This window comes from Aliiroseovarius sp. xm-d-517 (assembly GCF_013283135.1).
GTDB classification, from domain to species: Bacteria; Pseudomonadota; Alphaproteobacteria; order Rhodobacterales; family Rhodobacteraceae; genus Aliiroseovarius; species Aliiroseovarius crassostreae.
Window position 1 is genome coordinate 638,806 of the sequence record NZ_WBXT01000001.1, and the last position, 16,348, is coordinate 655,153.

At 58.5% G+C, this 16,348-nt stretch carries 12 protein-coding genes; 9 read left to right on the top strand and 3 right to left on the bottom strand.

Annotated features, from left to right (window positions below):
• Positions 1 to 6 precede the first annotated feature (6 nt).
• From XMD517_RS03060 to hflX, 7 genes are all read left to right on the top strand, one after another.
• Entirely contained in the window at positions 7 to 1,383 is a 1,377-nt protein-coding gene (locus XMD517_RS03060) for a response regulator (protein WP_173487474.1), read from the top strand.
• Between the two features lie 169 nt (positions 1,384 to 1,552).
• A complete protein-coding gene (locus XMD517_RS03065; RefSeq protein WP_173487475.1) occupies positions 1,553 to 3,799 on the top strand; it encodes a PAS domain-containing sensor histidine kinase in 2,247 nt (748 codons plus the stop codon).
• A 14-nt stretch (positions 3,800 to 3,813) separates the two neighbouring features.
• A complete protein-coding gene (locus XMD517_RS03070) occupies positions 3,814 to 5,253 on the top strand; it encodes a sigma-54 dependent transcriptional regulator (RefSeq protein WP_173487476.1) in 1,440 nt (479 codons plus the stop codon).
• Between the two features lie 192 nt (positions 5,254 to 5,445).
• Positions 5,446 to 6,822 (top strand): Trk system potassium transporter TrkA, encoded by a 1,377-nt coding sequence (gene trkA, locus XMD517_RS03075; protein ID WP_173487477.1) that lies wholly within the window; start codon positions 5,446 to 5,448, stop codon positions 6,820 to 6,822.
• Positions 6,822 to 8,378, top strand: a complete 1,557-nt coding sequence (locus tag XMD517_RS03080) for a TrkH family potassium uptake protein (protein WP_173488092.1) — start codon at positions 6,822 to 6,824, stop codon at positions 8,376 to 8,378. Before trkA ends, XMD517_RS03080 begins: the two co-directional genes overlap by 1 nt.
• Before the next feature lie 141 nt (positions 8,379 to 8,519).
• Entirely contained in the window at positions 8,520 to 8,756 is a 237-nt protein-coding gene (gene hfq / locus XMD517_RS03085) for an RNA chaperone Hfq (RefSeq protein WP_055192264.1), read from the top strand.
• Positions 8,753 to 10,039, top strand: coding sequence for a GTPase HflX (gene hflX / locus XMD517_RS03090; RefSeq protein WP_173487505.1), 1,287 nt, complete (start codon positions 8,753 to 8,755; stop codon positions 10,037 to 10,039). The genes hfq and hflX overlap by 4 nt, the downstream gene beginning before the upstream one ends.
• Positions 10,040 to 10,107: 68 nt before the next feature.
• Here hflX and XMD517_RS03095 read toward each other — a convergent pair whose 3' ends face one another.
• Positions 10,108 to 12,576, bottom strand: a complete 2,469-nt coding sequence (locus tag XMD517_RS03095) for a penicillin acylase family protein (protein ID WP_173487479.1) — start codon at positions 12,574 to 12,576, stop codon at positions 10,108 to 10,110.
• Between the two features lie 43 nt (positions 12,577 to 12,619).
• Here XMD517_RS03095 and XMD517_RS03100 point away from each other — a divergent pair, with 43 nt between their 5' ends.
• Positions 12,620 to 13,528 carry an NAD(P)-dependent oxidoreductase gene (locus XMD517_RS03100; protein ID WP_368493377.1) on the top strand — a complete coding sequence of 303 codons (909 nt, stop codon included), beginning with the start codon at positions 12,620 to 12,622 and terminating at the stop codon, positions 13,526 to 13,528.
• 137 nt (positions 13,529 to 13,665) lie between these two features.
• On the opposite strand, the gene XMD517_RS03105 is transcribed toward XMD517_RS03100, so the two are convergent.
• Together XMD517_RS03105 and hemB are read right to left on the bottom strand one after the other, a co-directional pair.
• Positions 13,666 to 14,244: a YSC84-related protein gene (locus tag XMD517_RS03105; protein WP_173487481.1), complete on the bottom strand. Its 579-nt coding sequence runs from the start codon at positions 14,242 to 14,244 to the stop codon at positions 13,666 to 13,668.
• Between the two features lie 229 nt (positions 14,245 to 14,473).
• Positions 14,474 to 15,490 (bottom strand): porphobilinogen synthase, encoded by a 1,017-nt coding sequence (gene hemB / locus XMD517_RS03110; protein ID WP_173487482.1) that lies wholly within the window; start codon positions 15,488 to 15,490, stop codon positions 14,474 to 14,476.
• A gap of 266 nt (positions 15,491 to 15,756) precedes the next feature.
• Here hemB and XMD517_RS03115 point away from each other — a divergent pair, with 266 nt between their 5' ends.
• Positions 15,757 to 16,281 (top strand): component of SufBCD complex, encoded by a 525-nt coding sequence (locus XMD517_RS03115; RefSeq protein ID WP_173487483.1) that lies wholly within the window; start codon positions 15,757 to 15,759, stop codon positions 16,279 to 16,281.
• Positions 16,282 to 16,348: the final 67 nt, after the last annotated feature.

The following is a 16,348-nucleotide window of genomic DNA, read 5'->3' on the forward strand; positions in this document are numbered from 1 at the left end:
GAGACAATGGACGGAACCGTTCTGATTGCCGATGACGACCGCACGATCCGAACCGTGCTGACCCAGGCGCTGACCCGCGCAGGCTGCCGGGTGCATGCCACCGGATCAATGATGACGCTGCTGCGATGGGTCGAAGAGGGGCGCGGGGACGTTGTGATCTCAGACGTGATCATGCCCGACGGGAACGGGTTGGAAAACCTGCCAAAGATCTCTGAAATGCGTCCCGACCTTCCGGTGATCGTGATCTCTGCACAGAACACGATCATGACGGCCATTCAGGCGGCCGAGGCAGAGGCATTCGATTATCTGCCCAAACCCTTTGACCTGCCGGACCTGATGAAACGTGTCGGGCAGGCGCTGGAGCGAAAACGCCTGCGTGCGCCTGCAAGCCCGGTTCAGGGGACCTCCACCACCGGGTCGGACCTGCCGCTTGTGGGGCGCAGCCCGGCAATGCAGGACCTTTATCGCCTCGTGGCGCGGGTGCTGAATATTGATCTTCCCGTGTTGATTACCGGGGAAAGCGGCACCGGAAAGTCGCTGATTGCCCAGGCCATACATGATTTCTCAGCCCGCAGTGAGGCCCCATTTGTGGTGGCGACCCCGGATGATCTGCGGCCAGCGGATGCCTTATCGGATCTGACCCGCCGGGTTGGCGGTGGCACCATTCTTTTTGACGGGATCGGGGATCTGGATGGCGAGGCTCAGGCGCGCCTGTCGCGCTTTCTGGATGGGCTTGGCGCATGCGGAAATGGAGGCCCCCGGGTCATTGCCATCTCTCAGGGCAATCTGTCAGAACGCATTCGGCAAGGGGCGTTTCGCGAAGACCTTTATTACCGTCTGGCAGGGGTCGTGATATCCGTGCCGGCCCTGCGTGAACGGCTGGAAGATATCCCCGCCCTTGCGGCGCATTTTATCCAGCGCACCGCACAGGATGGTATTTTGGAACGGCGTCTGTCGAATGAGGCGCTGGAGGCGCTGCGCGCACATCCCTGGCCCGGGAACCTGCGCCAGTTGGAAAACCTGATGACCCGCCTGCTGGTCACCGGGGGCGAGGAAGACATCTCCCTGACCGAAATCAAGACTGCCCTGTCCGGCGATCTTGCCGTGCGCTCCCCCAGTCAGGCCCCCGATGAGCGGCTTTCCGCCTCTGTCGCGCGGCACCTCAAGCATTACTTCGATCTTCACGGCGGGACATTGCCTCCACCCGGTCTTTATCAACGTATTTTACGTGAAATCGAGCTTCCCCTGCTGGAAATCGCGCTGGATGCCACCAGCGGCAATCAAGCCAAATGTGCCGATCTGCTTGGCATCAACCGCAATACCTTGCGCAAAAAGATCACCGACCTCGGAATAGAGGTGACACGCCGCCGGAAGTTGATGTAAAAGAGCAACAAGCGTTGCAAATTGGCACTGGGTCGCTGCGATCCGGGGCAGGAGACGTGAAGTGGTCGGACAAACCGGCGCAGACGTGGTGCTGAACTCGGTGTCACAAAAGTGGCAGTAACGAGCAGCCTGCAGGTTTTGGGGGGCAAATACGTTGGCAGAGCGCAAGATGCGCAAAACCAGCCTTGAGCGGTATATCGCGGCGCGCAACTGGCGCCGCTTGCGCACGATATCGGCCCTTGGCCTGATCATGATGGGACCACTTCTGGCGGTGGGCACTTTCCTTGTGCTTGGGCCTTTTGGTCAGGGCGGGGAAAGCTCCGCGTTGCGTCTCATCCTGATGGCCGATCTTCTTTATGTGATCGTCGTGGCCGGACTTGTTCTGGCAGGTATCGTTCGAATGGTTGGTGCGCGCCGGATGGAAAACGCCGGGTCGCGGTTGCACCTGCGCCTGACCGCGGTTTTTGCCGTTATCGCGCTGAGCCCGACCGTGCTGGTGGCGATCTTTGCCATGCTCACGCTGAATTTGGGGCTCGAGGGCTGGTTTTCAGAACGCGTGCGCCTTGTGGTGGGGAATTCCCGCGCTGCAGCTGAGGCCTATAAAGGGGAAAGCCGCGAGGGGCTTGTTCAGGATGCGCGTGCGATCAGCAATTTCCTTGTGACCCAGCGACAAAGGCAAACCCTTTTGACCGAGGGTGAACTCGGCCAGCTTCTGACAACGGCCCAAGAGCGGATCCAGCGCGGGCTGAGCGAAGCCTTTGTGCTCAATTCCGATGGCGACATTCGGGTGCGCGGCAATCAATCCTATCTGTTCAACTATGACCGCCCCGAAGAAGAAGAATTCAAACAGGCGATGGCAGGGCAACCGGTGGTGATCGAAGACTGGAGCCAGAATGAATTTCGCGTTTTGCTTCTGCTGCCGGGCTTCTCCGACCATTTTCTTTACCTGACGCGCGAGGTGAACGGAGAGATCCTGGACCTGGTCGATGAAACACAGGAAGCGGCCAGACTTTATACCCAACTGGAAAGCCAGCGGGGGAAAACCCTGTTCCAATTTGGTCTTATTTATCTGGGATTTGCGCTGATCCTGATCCTTGCCGCAGTCTGGATGGGCATGTGGTTTGCCGAACGGCTGGCGCGCCCGGTTGGGCGGCTTGCGGGGGCTGCAAAACGGGTTGGGGCCGGGGATCTGGATGTTCAGGTGCTGGAAGAGCGCGGAGATGACGAAATTGCCATGCTCGCACGGTTTTTCAACCAGATGACCCGGCAATTGAAAGGGCAGCGTCAGCGGCTCTTGGACAATACGCAGCAAATTGATGAACGTCGGCGCTTGTTTGACAGTGTTCTGAGTTCCATCACCGGCGGGGTGATGGGGCTTGCGGCCGATGGGTCGGTCACCTTTGTCAACCGCGCCGCCGAACGGCTGCTGGATGTGCAGGATGAAAGCGGACAGGAACATCAGTTGGAGCTGGTTGTGCCCGAGTTTCAGCCCATGCTTGATGAGCTGCGTAACAGCAATCGTGAAAGCGTGCAGAAAGAAGTGCGTCTGACCCGCAGCGGCAAGCAGGAAAGCTTGCTGGTGCGCATTGCCCAACGGCGCAATCAGGATGGTGAGTTGGAAGGCTATGTGATTGCCTTTGATGACGTCACCGATCTGGTATCTGCGCAACGTATGGCCGCCTGGGGCGATGTCGCCCGAAGGATTGCCCATGAGATCAAGAACCCGCTCACCCCAATTCAATTGTCGGCGGAGCGGATCAAGCGGAAATTCTCTCGTGTTGACGGGGTGGATGTTGACGCCCTTGAACAATACACGGATGTGATTGTTCGCCAAACCAATGACTTGCGGCGCATTGTTGATGAATTTTCGAAATTCGCCAGGATGCCGGAACCTGAGCGTAGACGCACGGATCTTGTGGCTTTGACCCGGGATGCGGTGCTTTTGCAGCAGACAGGCCAAGAGGGTATCTCGATACACGCTGACCTGCCGGAAGAAGAGCTTTGCGTGGATATTGACCCGACCATGATTGGTCAGGCCCTGACAAACCTTATCAAAAACGCCGGTGAAGCCATTGAAAGCCTTCAGGAACGTGGCGCACCTGACGGGCATGATCCGCAAGTCCGGATTGCGATGCAAAAAGAAGAGGACGGGGTGCGGATCACTATTGCCGATAATGGGATTGGCCTGCCTGAAGACCGTGCAAAGCTTTTTGAACCCTATGTCACGACACGCGACAAGGGGACCGGGTTGGGGTTGCCGATCGTCAAGAAAATCATCGAAGAACATGGCGGGACGCTTGATCTTGAAGATGCCCCCGTCTTTGGACATCAATCTGGCACTGGGCAGCTACGCCCCGGGGCCATGGCTGTAATTTGGTTGCCGGTGGATGACCCCCTGGTGGCCGCAGTGAGTTAAGGAAAGAGGATAAGATGAGTGACACCAGGGGCGATATTCTGATTGTCGATGACGAGCGGGACATCCGCGAGTTGATCTCGGATATTCTTGAAGATGAGGGGTTCTCAACCCGTATTGCTGGCACCTCGGACGAGGCGGTGGCGCAGGTAAAATCCGAACTTCCCGCGCTGATGATCCTCGATATCTGGTTGAAAGACAGCGACATGGACGGGATCGACATCCTGAAAATGGTCAAGCGCGAACACCCGGAAGTGCCGGTGGTGATCATTTCCGGGCATGGCAATATCGAGATTGCCGTCGCGGCGATCAAACAGGGGGCTTATGACTTTATCGAAAAGCCGTTCAATATCGATCAGCTGATGGTGGTGATTTCTCGCGCGATGGAGGCCAGCAACCTGCGACGCGAAAACACCGCACTGAAACGGCGTGACGGGTCCGCAAAAGAGATGGTTGGATCAAGTTCAGCCTTCAAGGCTTTGAAAAGCAACCTTGATAAAGTCACAAAGTCAAATGGCCGCGTGCTGCTATCCGGCCCGGCCGGGTCGGGGAAAGAGCTGGCAGCGCGCTATATTCACACCCATTCAGACCGCGCCGCAGCCCCGTTTGTGGTGGTCAATTCCGCAGCGATCGACGCCGACCGGATGGAAGAGGTGTTGTTCGGGCGCGAAACAGTGGAACGCGGGGTGGAACCCGGTCTTCTGGATGAAGCCAATGGCGGGGTGATCTATTTCGATGAGGTTGCCGACATGCCGCTCGGCACCCAGTCCAAAATCCTTCGCGTTCTGGTCGATCAGCGTTTTCAGCGGGTCGGGGGACATGATAAGGTCAGCGTAGATATTCGCGTTATTTCAAGCTCTAACAAAGACTTACAGCATGAAATTAATGAAGGAAACTTCCGCGAAGAGCTCTTTCATCGACTGAATGTCGTGCCGATTGCCGTTCCTGCTCTGGCCGATCGCCGCGAAGACATCCCAGAGCTTGCCGCGCATTTTCTGGAAACGATCAATGCTGAGCAGGGGCTGGCCCTGCGCAGTTTGAGTGAAGACGCTGAGGCAATGCTTCAGGCAATGAGCTGGCCGGGCAATGTGCGCCAGCTTAAAAACGTGATTGAGCGGGTGTTGATTCTGGGCGATGGCACCGGCCCCATTCAACCGCATGAGCTTCCAGGAAATGACCCGGCTGAAGCTGCGGGCGAGGATGGTGGCCTTTCGCGTGCGCTCCCGTCGGCCCTGGCAACCCTGCCACTGCGCGAAGCACGGGAAGCGTTTGAGCGGGAATATCTGCTAACTCAGATCAACCGTTTTGGTGGCAATATCTCGAAAACTGCGAATTTTGTCGGGATGGAGCGCAGCGCCCTGCACCGCAAACTGAAATCTCTTGGCGTTGTGACCGGCAACAAGGCAGGCGCACGCGTGGCATATATTGCCGGAGAAAGCGAAGAGGAAACCGCCTGAGATCCGAACTGAAAGTGTCGCCCCGTTCAGGCCGTCGCGGCCTGGGCATTGGGGGTGCTTGACCTTGTTGTGTTGCAATGGCAGACCTTTTGCTGACAGGGCGCCGGACAATGGCACTGGGCAAAGACAGTCGGTTCAGCCTCATGTTGACTGGGGTTGCGCCGCCGAAACGAGCTGAAGGAACAGTCGGCCATGAAAGTGATCATTTGCGGAGCAGGGCAGGTCGGGTGGCAGATCGCGCGACATCTGTCGGCGGAAAACAATGACGTCACCGTGGTTGACAACAATCCGGTCCTCGTTAATCGTGCCACGGAAACTCTTGATGTTCAAGGTGTTACGGGGTTTGCCTCCTATCCGGATGTGTTGGAACGGGCAGGGGCACCGGATGCGGATATGATCATCGCCGCCACCCATTCGGATGAGGTGAACATGGTCACCTGCCAGGTGGCCCATTCGGTTTTCGCAGTGCCGCGAAAAATTGCCCGGCTGCGCAGCCAATCCTATCTCGATGCGATTTATTCCGACCTGTATCGGCGTGATCACCTGCCGATTGATGTGGTGATCAGCCCCGAGCGCGAGGTGGCAGAGGCGGTTCTGAAACGGCTGACCGCCCCATCCGCGTTTGACATCGAGAGTTTTCTGGACGGTAAGGTGCAGCTGCTGGGCGTGCAGCTTGATGACGATTGCCCCGTGCTCAACACCCCGCTGCGCCAGCTGACAGATTTGTTTTCGACCTTGTCGGTGATTGTTGTCGGTGTGCGGCGCGAGGGGTCTTTGTTTGCCCCCGAACCGGGAGATCAGCTTTTCGGCGGCGATCAGGTTTATGTGTTCACCCGTACCGAAGATATGGATCGCACGATGGAGGTCTTTGGCAAGACTTCAAAACGCCAAAACCGTGTGGTCATTCTGGGCGGGGGAAATGTTGGGCTTGCGGTCGCCAAAGCGTTGGAAACCCGGACCGACCGGATCAGGGCCAAAGTGGTTGAGCTTAACCGTGTTGTGGCAGAGAAGGCCGCGGATGCGCTGGAACGCACCGTTGTGCTTTATGGCGACGGCATGAATATGGAGCTTATGAAAGAGGCGGGTGTGCCCAAAGCGGATGCTATTCTCGCGGTGACGGATGATGACAAGGTCAATCTGCTGACCTCGGTCCGCGCCAAATCCGTTGGGTGTCAGATGTCGATCTGCCTGATCAACGATCCCACCCTTGCCGGGTTGATGGAGCCCTTGAATATCGACGCCTATATCAACCCGCGCACCCAGACGGTCAGCTCGATCCTGCGCCATATCCGGCACGGCAAGGTGCGTGAGGTCTATTCGCTTGGCGATGCCGAGGCCGAGGTGATCGAGGCGCAGGTTCTGGCCACCTCACCCGTGGCTGGCAAAGCGATCCGGGATGTGGATTTTCCGGAAGGGGTGCTGGTCGGGGCGGTGCTGAAGGGGGATACCGTCCTGAAGCCAACCGGTAAGATGCGGCTGGATGAAGGGGATGTGGTCACGATTTTTGCAATGGCGGAAGACGTCCCTGAAGTGGAACGCCTGTTGCAGGTTCAGATCGATTACTTCTGATGTCGCGCCTGCCATCCTCCTCTCTTGTTGGCAGGATACTGAACCTGCCATTGCTGGTGATCCTGATGGGGATCGGGTCGACCTCAATGCTGGTCCCGGCAGGATATGGGTGGTTCTCAGGCGAGTTTTTTGAGAGCCGGGTGTTCTTTTACGGAGCCATCCTGTTTGGATTTCTGACGTCCTTCCTGGCGCTTGCCATGGCGGATCGACCGCGCTCCAACCGGCCCCGGCGCCACCTGATGGCGCTGCTGGGACTGTTTGTGCTTTTGCCCATCATGCTTGCGGTTCCTTTTCACCAGGCCCTGCGCAACACCAGCTTTCTTAACGCTTATTTCGAAATGGTCTCGGCCCTGACCACCACCGGGGCAACCCTGTTTGATACCCCCGACCGGCTTGCCGAAACCCTGCACCTCTGGCGCGCGCTGGTCGGTTGGATGGGCGGCCTGTTCATCTGGGTCAGTGCCATTGCCATTCTTGCCCCCATGGCCCTTGGCGGTTTCGAAGTGCGCGCACGGTTTAGCGCCCGACAGGACGCTGGGGGTATTGGGGGCGGATTGAGCCAGATCACGAATGTGGCAGATATTTCCCAGCGCATTCGCGCCTATGGGCTAAAGCTGTTTCCGGTCTATGCCGGGTTGACCTTGGTCCTCTGGATTGGCCTGATCCTGGCCGGTGACAGCGCCTTTGTTGCCGCCTGCCACGCCATGTCGACCATGGCCACCAGCGGGATCTCTCCTGTTGGTGGCCTGACCAATAGCGGGTCTGGGTTTGCGGGCGAAGCGATTATCGCGGTGTTTTTCATCTTTGCGATTTCGCGCCTGACATTTGCCACTGACATGCAATCGGAGAACCTGCGCAGTCTTCTTGGGGACGCGGAAATTCGCATGGCGTTCGCGGTTATTTTGATTGTCCCGGCCTTCCTGTTCCTGCGCCATTGGATTGGCGCGTATGAAGTGGATGAAGAAACCAATATTCTCGCGGGCCTGACCTCTCTGTGGGGATCGGTTTTCACGGTTCTGTCCTTTCTGACCACAACCGGGTTTGAAAGCAGCGCCTGGGCCGCTAGCCGGGATTGGTCAGGCTTGCAAACGCCGGGTCTGGTCCTGACCGGGCTTGCTCTGATTGGCGGCGGCGTTGCGACCACCGCCGGGGGCGCGAAACTCATGCGGGTCTATGCGCTGTACCTGCATGGACGACGCGAGTTGGAGAAACTGGTTCACCCGTCATCGGTGGGTGGCAGCGGAACCGACGCGCGCCATATGCGGGGACGTGGTGCCTATATGTCCTGGGTGTTTTTCATGCTTCTGGCAATGTCGCTGGCCATTGTCACACTGGCGCTGTCCTTTACCGGTCTGGATTTTGAAAGCACGATGATCCTGACCATTTCCGCCCTTACCACCACGGGGCCACTGGCCCAGGTGGCGTCCAGCACACCTTTCTCTTATGCGGATCTGTCCGACCCCGCCAAGGTCATCATGGCCGGGGCGATGGTCCTTGGACGGCTTGAGACATTGGCAATTATTGCACTTTTCAATCCCGATAGCTGGCGCCGCTGACGCTTTCCCGGCGATTTTGTCGCTATAGGTGCATTTTGCAATACGTTTGGGGCTGGAAACCTTCAAATTCACAGGTCATATTAGAAGAATAGGACTTTCCTGCCGTTTCCCGGCAGCACGAGATAAAAAGGACAAAAAACGATGGCTGCGGATAAACAAAACCTGCAAGACGCCTTTCTGAACCATGTGCGCAAATCGAAGGTTCCCGTCACGATTTTCCTGATCAATGGCGTCAAACTTCAGGGCGTTATTTCCTGGTTCGACAATTTCTGCGTTCTGCTGCGCCGGGACGGTCAATCGCAACTGGTTTACAAACACGCGATTTCGACGATCATGCCGGGCGCTCCGATCAACCTGTATGATGGCGAAGACAGCTGACCGACCTCGTTGAACAGGAGAGCCTGCCCACACGGGCCTGGGTTCTCCATCCCGAACTGACATCCGACCGCGCCCGCCGGACCGCTGGTCCTGCGCTGGAAGAGGCCGTTTCTCTGGCCGCTGCCCTGCCACATCTGGTGGTTGAAGGGTCCGAAATCGTGCGTATTTCCCGCCCACATCCTGGCCACCTGTTCGGATCGGGCAAGATCGAAGAGCTGAAGGCGCGCCTTCAGGCGGCCGAAGTTGAGCTTGTGCTGATTGACGGGCCGGTCAGCCCGGTGCAGCAGCGCAACCTTGAAAAGCTCTGGAAAGTCAAAATCCTCGATCGGACCGGGCTCATCCTTGAAATCTTCTCGGATCGCGCCCGGACACGGGAAGGGGTGCTGCAGGTCGAAATGGCCGCGCTGAGTTACCAGCGCACCCGACTGGTGCGCGCATGGACCCACCTGGAGCGCCAACGAGGCGGACTTGGATTTGTTGGCGGCCCCGGCGAAACCCAGATCGAAGCCGACCGCCGCGCCATTGATGATCAGCTCAACCGGCTGCGTAAACAGCTTGAGAAAGTGGTGAAAACCCGCGAATTGCACCGTGCGGCGCGGGCCAAGGTGCCGTTTCCCATCGTGGCGCTTGTGGGCTATACCAACGCCGGGAAATCAACGCTTTTCAATCGCCTGACCGGTGCGGACGTGCTGGCAAAAGATATGCTGTTTGCCACGCTCGACCCGACGATGCGCAATATCGAACTGCCGGGCAGTGGCCGCAAGGTCATTTTGTCGGACACGGTGGGGTTCATCTCGGACCTGCCGACCCAGTTGGTGGCTGCGTTTCGCGCCACATTGGAAGAGGTTCTGGCCGCAGATTTGATCCTGCATGTGCGCGATATCTCGTCTGAGAACACCGACGAGCAGGCGGCGGATGTGGAAAAGATCATGGAAGATCTGGGGGTGGATGAAAACACGCCCAGCCTGGAGGTTTGGAACAAAACCGATCTTCTGGACCCCGAGGACGCAGATGCCCGCAGGCGCGAAGCTGCACGCAACGACGATATTTTCACCCTGTCCGCCATAACGGGCGAAGGGTTCGAAGAATTGTTGGAGGCGGTGGAAACCCGGCTGGCATCACCGCGTGAAACCACAGACGTTGATCTGGCGTTTTCCCAGGGCAAGCAGCGCGCGTGGTTGTTCTCGCAAGGGGTGGTGGACGCGGAAGAACAGACCGAAACCGGCTGGTCCCTGACCGTCACCTGGACCGAGCGGCAGAAAGCGGAATACGCGGCACTTTGACCAGGGCTCTCGGGGGCAGACTATCCTCTGATGGCTGGCCCCCGAGACCGGTTTTTAAAAATCCCGGATCACTTTTCCTTGGGCAGCAGGCGGGTAATACCAACCGCCGCCGCCCGCGCAAGATCGGGATCAAGGGACATCGGGGTGTATTCTCCGCGCCGCCAAAGTTCCCCCAGATCATCATAGTGACGCGAAAGCGGGTGACCGGACTGGCCGGTGGCGGTGACAAAAAGAGAACTGTCAGGGTCAGCTAGGTCATAAACGCCGCGATATCCTGCCCCGTGCACGTTTTGAAACGGATCATCGCCACGACCGGATGTTTTTCCGCGCATCAAGGTATTGTCCCCGCCAGAGGTCGATTGCCGGATATTCACGAAATACTTCAGAAACGGAACCTTTCCCAACACCGGATGATCCTGCGTGGCGATATGATAATCCCCCCAGCGCAGGCTTTCCTGTTCGCCACGCGTGTTCTCCTCCAGCCAGAGCAGCGCATCATCCAATGCGGCCCGGGCAATGTCGGTGCAGGTTTCCACCGGGGCAGACTGGATCACATCACACCAGACAGACGCCCCTTCGATGTCCCGAAAAACCCGCTCGATAAAAATGGGATCGGCATGGGGGAACGCCTCGGTCAACGGTCCAAGCTCATCGCGGATCAACCTGTTTTTCAGGGCCTGCATCCAGGCGGAATAGATCAAGGGCTCCGGCATATGTTCGTTCATCTCACCATTCCAACTGGCCAGCAGGTCAAGCGCGCGCTGGCACTTGCGATCCTGCGTGCCCTCTGGGGCGGCCTCGCCGGTAAACCACAGATCGGCCCCCACCAAAGGCAACAGCGTCCGGGCGGTGGGGGAAACCGTGTCCAGCTGCGCTTCGATAAAACTGTCGCGCGTGTGCACGGCACGGGCCTGCATCAGGCGGGTCCAGCGCTGGATACGCTGGCTGTCCCCCCAAGAGTAGCTCATGTGAAGCGGGAAGGGGCGTTCGATCACCTTATTGTTGGTGTTGCCGACAATGCCCCCTTTGGGTTGCACGAATTCCGGGTTGGCCGAATAGGTTTCCACCCCGTTCCAACGGTTTTCCGGCTTCCACCCGAGGCTCGGCATACGTCCCTTGGTCTGATGATCCGCATCCCGGCGGGGCATCGCCCCGATCACCTTCATCGCGATCTGACTTTTGTCTGCCATGGTCAGGTTCAGGCTCGGGGCCACAAAATCCGCGCCGGCTGACAGGCCCTCGCTGATTGTCATGGCGCGCATCAGTCGGATTGCCGCGCTCATGGAGCGGTCACGTGGCGCCAGCAGTGTCCAGGACAGCGCCGCCACATGGCCCGGTGGGGTAACCGAGGACAGATCATACATGTTCCCCGGTAAAACGGGACCATTATCTGACCATTGCAGTTGCAGGGTAACCGGCGCCTGATCCTTGACCTTTACAATGGTTGGACGGGTGACGAGCTTTGCGAACCCGTCAGGCGTGCGCACTTCCTCCGCATTCTCGGGGTTCAGCTCCTCCATGAACACATCCTGATCATCCATGTAAGAGGAGGTGATGCCCCAGGCAAAATCGTTTGAACGTCCCACAAGCACAATTGGCATGCCGGGAATGGTGCCCCCGATCACCCCTCCGGTCGATAGCTCCAACCGCGCAAGGTACCAAAGGCTGGGGGCGGTAAAACTGAGATGCGGATCATTGGCGAGAAGGGAGGCACCTGCGGCAGACCGGCTGGGCGCGGCGGCCCATACGTTTGACGCACCTTCCAGCCCGCGGGCAGGGCTGGGCCAGAAATCGGGCAACTGATCCACCGGGTGAAAAGCGGCAAAGTCCGGGCCGCTGTCAAACAGCGACGCGTAATCAGGAAGCGCAGCCACGCCGGTGCCGGGCATGTCCGGCATCACATCACGCAGACGCTCCTCAGGCAGGGCAAGAGAAACGCGCGCGCGCAGCACCTCGTCTTGAAGCTGGCCACCCTGCTGCACCCCCATGAGTTTCAGGACCGCAAGGCTGTCGGCAGGTTGCCATGGGGAAATTCCGGCTGGGAACAGGAAGAACTCCGGCGCCCCTCGTCCTAACGCATCGGTGTTGATCCGGGACAGATAGGCGTTCACACCCGACGCATAGGCCGACAGCGCCTTTTGCGCGTCACGGTCCTGTTCTGCCACATCCTGCTGGGCAAGGCGGTAGATATCGAGCCGCCGCATCAACTCATCCGTTTTGAAGGTGCGCTCCCCGAACAGTTCGGAAAGGCGGCCCTGTGCGGTGCGACGCAGCAGCATCATCTGCCAAAGCCGGTCCTGGGCGTGCGCATAGCCAAGCCCAAAGAACACATCACTGTCGTTCTGACCAAAAATATGGGGGATATTGGCGTTGTTGCGCACAATCTCCACCGGCGCGGTAATGCCGGGGGTTTCTCGCGTGGTGGAGTAATCGGGCAGGGATTGCGCCGCAAGGTAGTAGACCAGCCCGGTTCCCAGAACTGCCAATAAAAGGGCTGCCGATACGATCCGGATCAACCAGCGAAACACTATTCCCATTCCGAGCCTCTTGTTGACGTTTTGGGTCTGAGCGGTAACTACTGTGCCTGACAGGGAAAGACAACGAAAGGGCGTTGCAATGGCAAAATGCGCATTTTTGGGCTTGGGCGTGATGGGCTATCCGATGGCGGGGCACCTCGTTGCTGCGGGGCATCAGGTAACGGTTTACAACCGCACCACTGCCAAGGCCGAAGCCTGGGCCAAGGAATATGGGGGAAAATGGGCCTCCACCCCGCGTGAAGCGGCGCTCGGCGCGGATTTTGTCATGGCATGTGTGGGCAATGATGACGACCTGCGCGCAGTGGTGCTGGGTGAAAATGGTGCGCTGGCCGGCATGAGAGACGGGGCGGTTTTCGTTGATCACACGACGGTATCCGCCAAAGTGACGCGCGAACTTTATGCCGCTGCCCGGTCTGCAGGTGTCAGTTTTGTGGACGCACCCGTCTCTGGCGGGCAGGCCGGGGCGGAAAACGGTATTCTGTCGATCATGTGCGGGGGCAATGACACCGCCTATTCAGCCGCGGAACCGATCATGCAGGCCTATGGCCGCACGGTAAAACGTTTGGGCGAAAGCGGCGCCGGGCAGCTGACAAAGATGGTCAATCAGATCTGCATCGCCGGTCTGGTGCAGGGCCTGTCCGAGGGGCTGCATTTTGCCGAGAAAGCCGGTCTTGATATTCGAGAGGTGGTCGATGTGATCCAGGGCGGGGCTGCTGGCAGCTGGCAGATGGTCAACCGGCATGAAACCATGGCGGATGATCACTTTGAACACGGTTTTGCAGTTGACTGGATGCGCAAGGATCTTGGGATCTGCCTCGACACGGCAAATGAAAATGGCGCAAGCCTGCCGGTCACGGCGCTGGTTGATCAGTTCTATAAGGACGTCCAGAAAATAGGCGGTGGGCGCTGGGACACATCCAGCCTGTTCAAGCGGCTGAAAAGCCTGGACTGATAAAAGCGTTTCGACGTTCACCTGAGACAGGGGAAAATCGAAACGTCGTAAGTGCTGTCATTATTGTGGGCGGTTTGGTTCAAAACAAAAAAGGGAGGCGTCATGCCTCCCTTTTTCATTGGTCCAACCTGTTTGGGTCAGGGAATGATACGGGTGTATTTTGCCCCTTCGAGCGAGGCGCCAGCCAGCGCCCCGGCCTGACCAAAGACAACGGCAACCACCGGATCGGATGAGGTGATCGTGTCGGCCGTGAGCCGATCGCCCTCGGTCTGGAAAGCGTATTTGATATCCGCAGAAGCCACCCAACCGGCAGAGCGGCGGAAATCCTGCAGCGCCTCTTGCGTCATAAAAAACAGTACATGGGCATATTGCTGCGCGCCGATCTGGAAGCCGATGCTGGCCTGAGTTTGCGAGTAGTAATCGACCGTGACATCATTGATCAAAAGCGCCCCGCGCCCATAAGCGCCCCCAACGATGAACCCTGCCTCGGTCACCAGCGGCATTACCAGCATCCCGGACGCTTTCGCGGCAAGATCCCGCATGCCCGGATACCGGTTGTAGAGATAGTTCAGGGTCTGGGCCACGCGGGCGTCAATCTCGGCGCCGCCCTTGGACCCCACGCCATTGGCACAGCCCGCCAGCGCGAGCCCCGTGCCGCCAAGCGCCACGATAAAGCCACGACGGGAAAATTCTGAATTCTGTTCTGACTTGCTCATATTTAGCCTCGTATCGCCAAATTCGGGGAGCTGACCTGCCGGATCAACACCACCAGCGCCCCTGCCTGTTTTCGTTTGGTGCCGGAGTTATTCCGTGTCATTCCGGTTCTGCGAAAACTATAGACCAGCCATGCGTGGCTGTCACGCAAAGAGGGCACCGCCCGGGGAGGGAACGGCGGAAAACTGCGCGAAATGCGTATTTTAGACGGCGCGGCGCAGGGCGCCGGGATCATTCCCCAGACAGGGCGCGTGCCATGCGGGGGGCGTAATAGGTCAGGATGCCATCACAGCCCGCCCGTTTGAAGGCCATCAGGCTTTCCGCCATCACCTTGTCGCCATCCAGCCAACCATTTGCCGCCGCGGCCTCCTGCATCGCGTATTCACCTGACACCTGATAGGCAAAGGTCGGCACACCGAATTCGGATTTCACACGGCGACAGATATCGAGATAGGGCATTCCCGGTTTGACCATGATCATATCTGCGCCTTCCATCAGGTCCCGTTCAACCAGGCGCATCGCCTCGTCAGAATTGGCGGGATCCATCTGGTAGGTTTTCTTGTCACCTTTCAATGCCCCGGAGGCACCAACCGCGTCGCGGAACGGCCCATAATAGGCCGAGGCATATTTGGCGGTGTAACTCATGATGGTCAGATTGCGGAAACCTGCGGCCTCGATCGCCGCGCGCATTGCGCCAATGCGGCCATCCATCATGTCGGACGGGCCCAGAATGTCGGCCCCGGCCTCGGCCTGGGCCAGGGACATTTTCACCAGCGCCTCAACCGTTTCGTCATTGAGGATCTCTCCCTCCCTGACAATGCCGTCATGGCCGTTGGCATTGTAGGGGTCCAGGGCCACATCGGTCATGATGGCAATATCGGGCACCGCGTCCTTGATTGCGCGAATGGCCCGGTTTGAGAGGTTTTCCGGGTTCCAGGCCTCTTCGCAGCCTTCGGTTTTCAGCGCCGGATCGGTATAGGGAAACAGGCACATGGCGGGGATTCCCAGATCTGCTGCCTCATGGGCGGCTTCAACCAGCAGATCAATGGATTTGCGGGTCACGCCGGGCATCGAGGGGATCTCTTGCTCGACATTGTCGCCATCCACCACAAACACCGGCCAGATCAGATCATTGACCGTCAGGCTGTTTTCGCTGACCAGATCACGCAAGGCCTGCGACGAACGGGTGCGGCGCAGACGGGTCATGGGGAAGGGGGCGACGGTGCGCGAAGGGATCTGCCGGCTCATCTGGCTCTCCTGTCAGTGGACCGGGGGTGCCCCGGCGGGATGGCGATGTAGGCCTTGAACGGGTCGGATCCCCAACCCGAAAGACATGGTTTTCCTTGCCATGCGCGCTGCGCTGCCACAACCCCCTGTTTGGGACCAGACCGGGAAACCCGTCGCAAAACCGGTCTGGTCAAGACCGAATGGCGGGCGTATGGTCGCGCAAAGCCCCATCATGACATGAGGCCCTGACAGAATGAGGCAGACCCGGCACGAGGCAGGTTAGACCATTGGACTGGTATTCGACCCTTTTTGAAATCATCGACATGCGCTCCTTTTCCAACCTTTGGTATTGGATTGCGCTCGCCGTGCTCTGGTCAACCGCCAGCCACTGGGTGCTGGGCGTGCCCTTTGACATGGTTCAGCGCGCTGACCGGCACGAAGGGCAGGTGCAGCTTGACCTTGAGGTCCTGGTGCGGATCTATTGCAACCGGATCCTGTATATCGCTGCGATTTCAGGGCTTTGGCTTCTTGGGTTGGCCTGTGGTCTTCTGACCATGCTGTTGCTTTTGGGGTTCTACTACGGGGTCGAGTTCGCCCAGGCCGTGTTCCTGATGGCTTTCCCGATGAGCATCGTGGGAATGCTGACGATCAACACGGCCCGGATTATCACGGAGCAGGCGCTGGAGGGACCCTCCCTGCGCAAGCGCATGTCCCGGCATCGGTTTCAGGTCCAGCTCATCGGTATGCTGTCGATTTTCATCACCTCGATGTGGGGCATGTATCAAAACCTCGCCCTGAATGTCTGGGGCTGAATGTTTGGGGCTGATCCCAGCTTGTTGGTTGAAACGCATTGAATTGCAGGATGTTTTCGCAGGATGT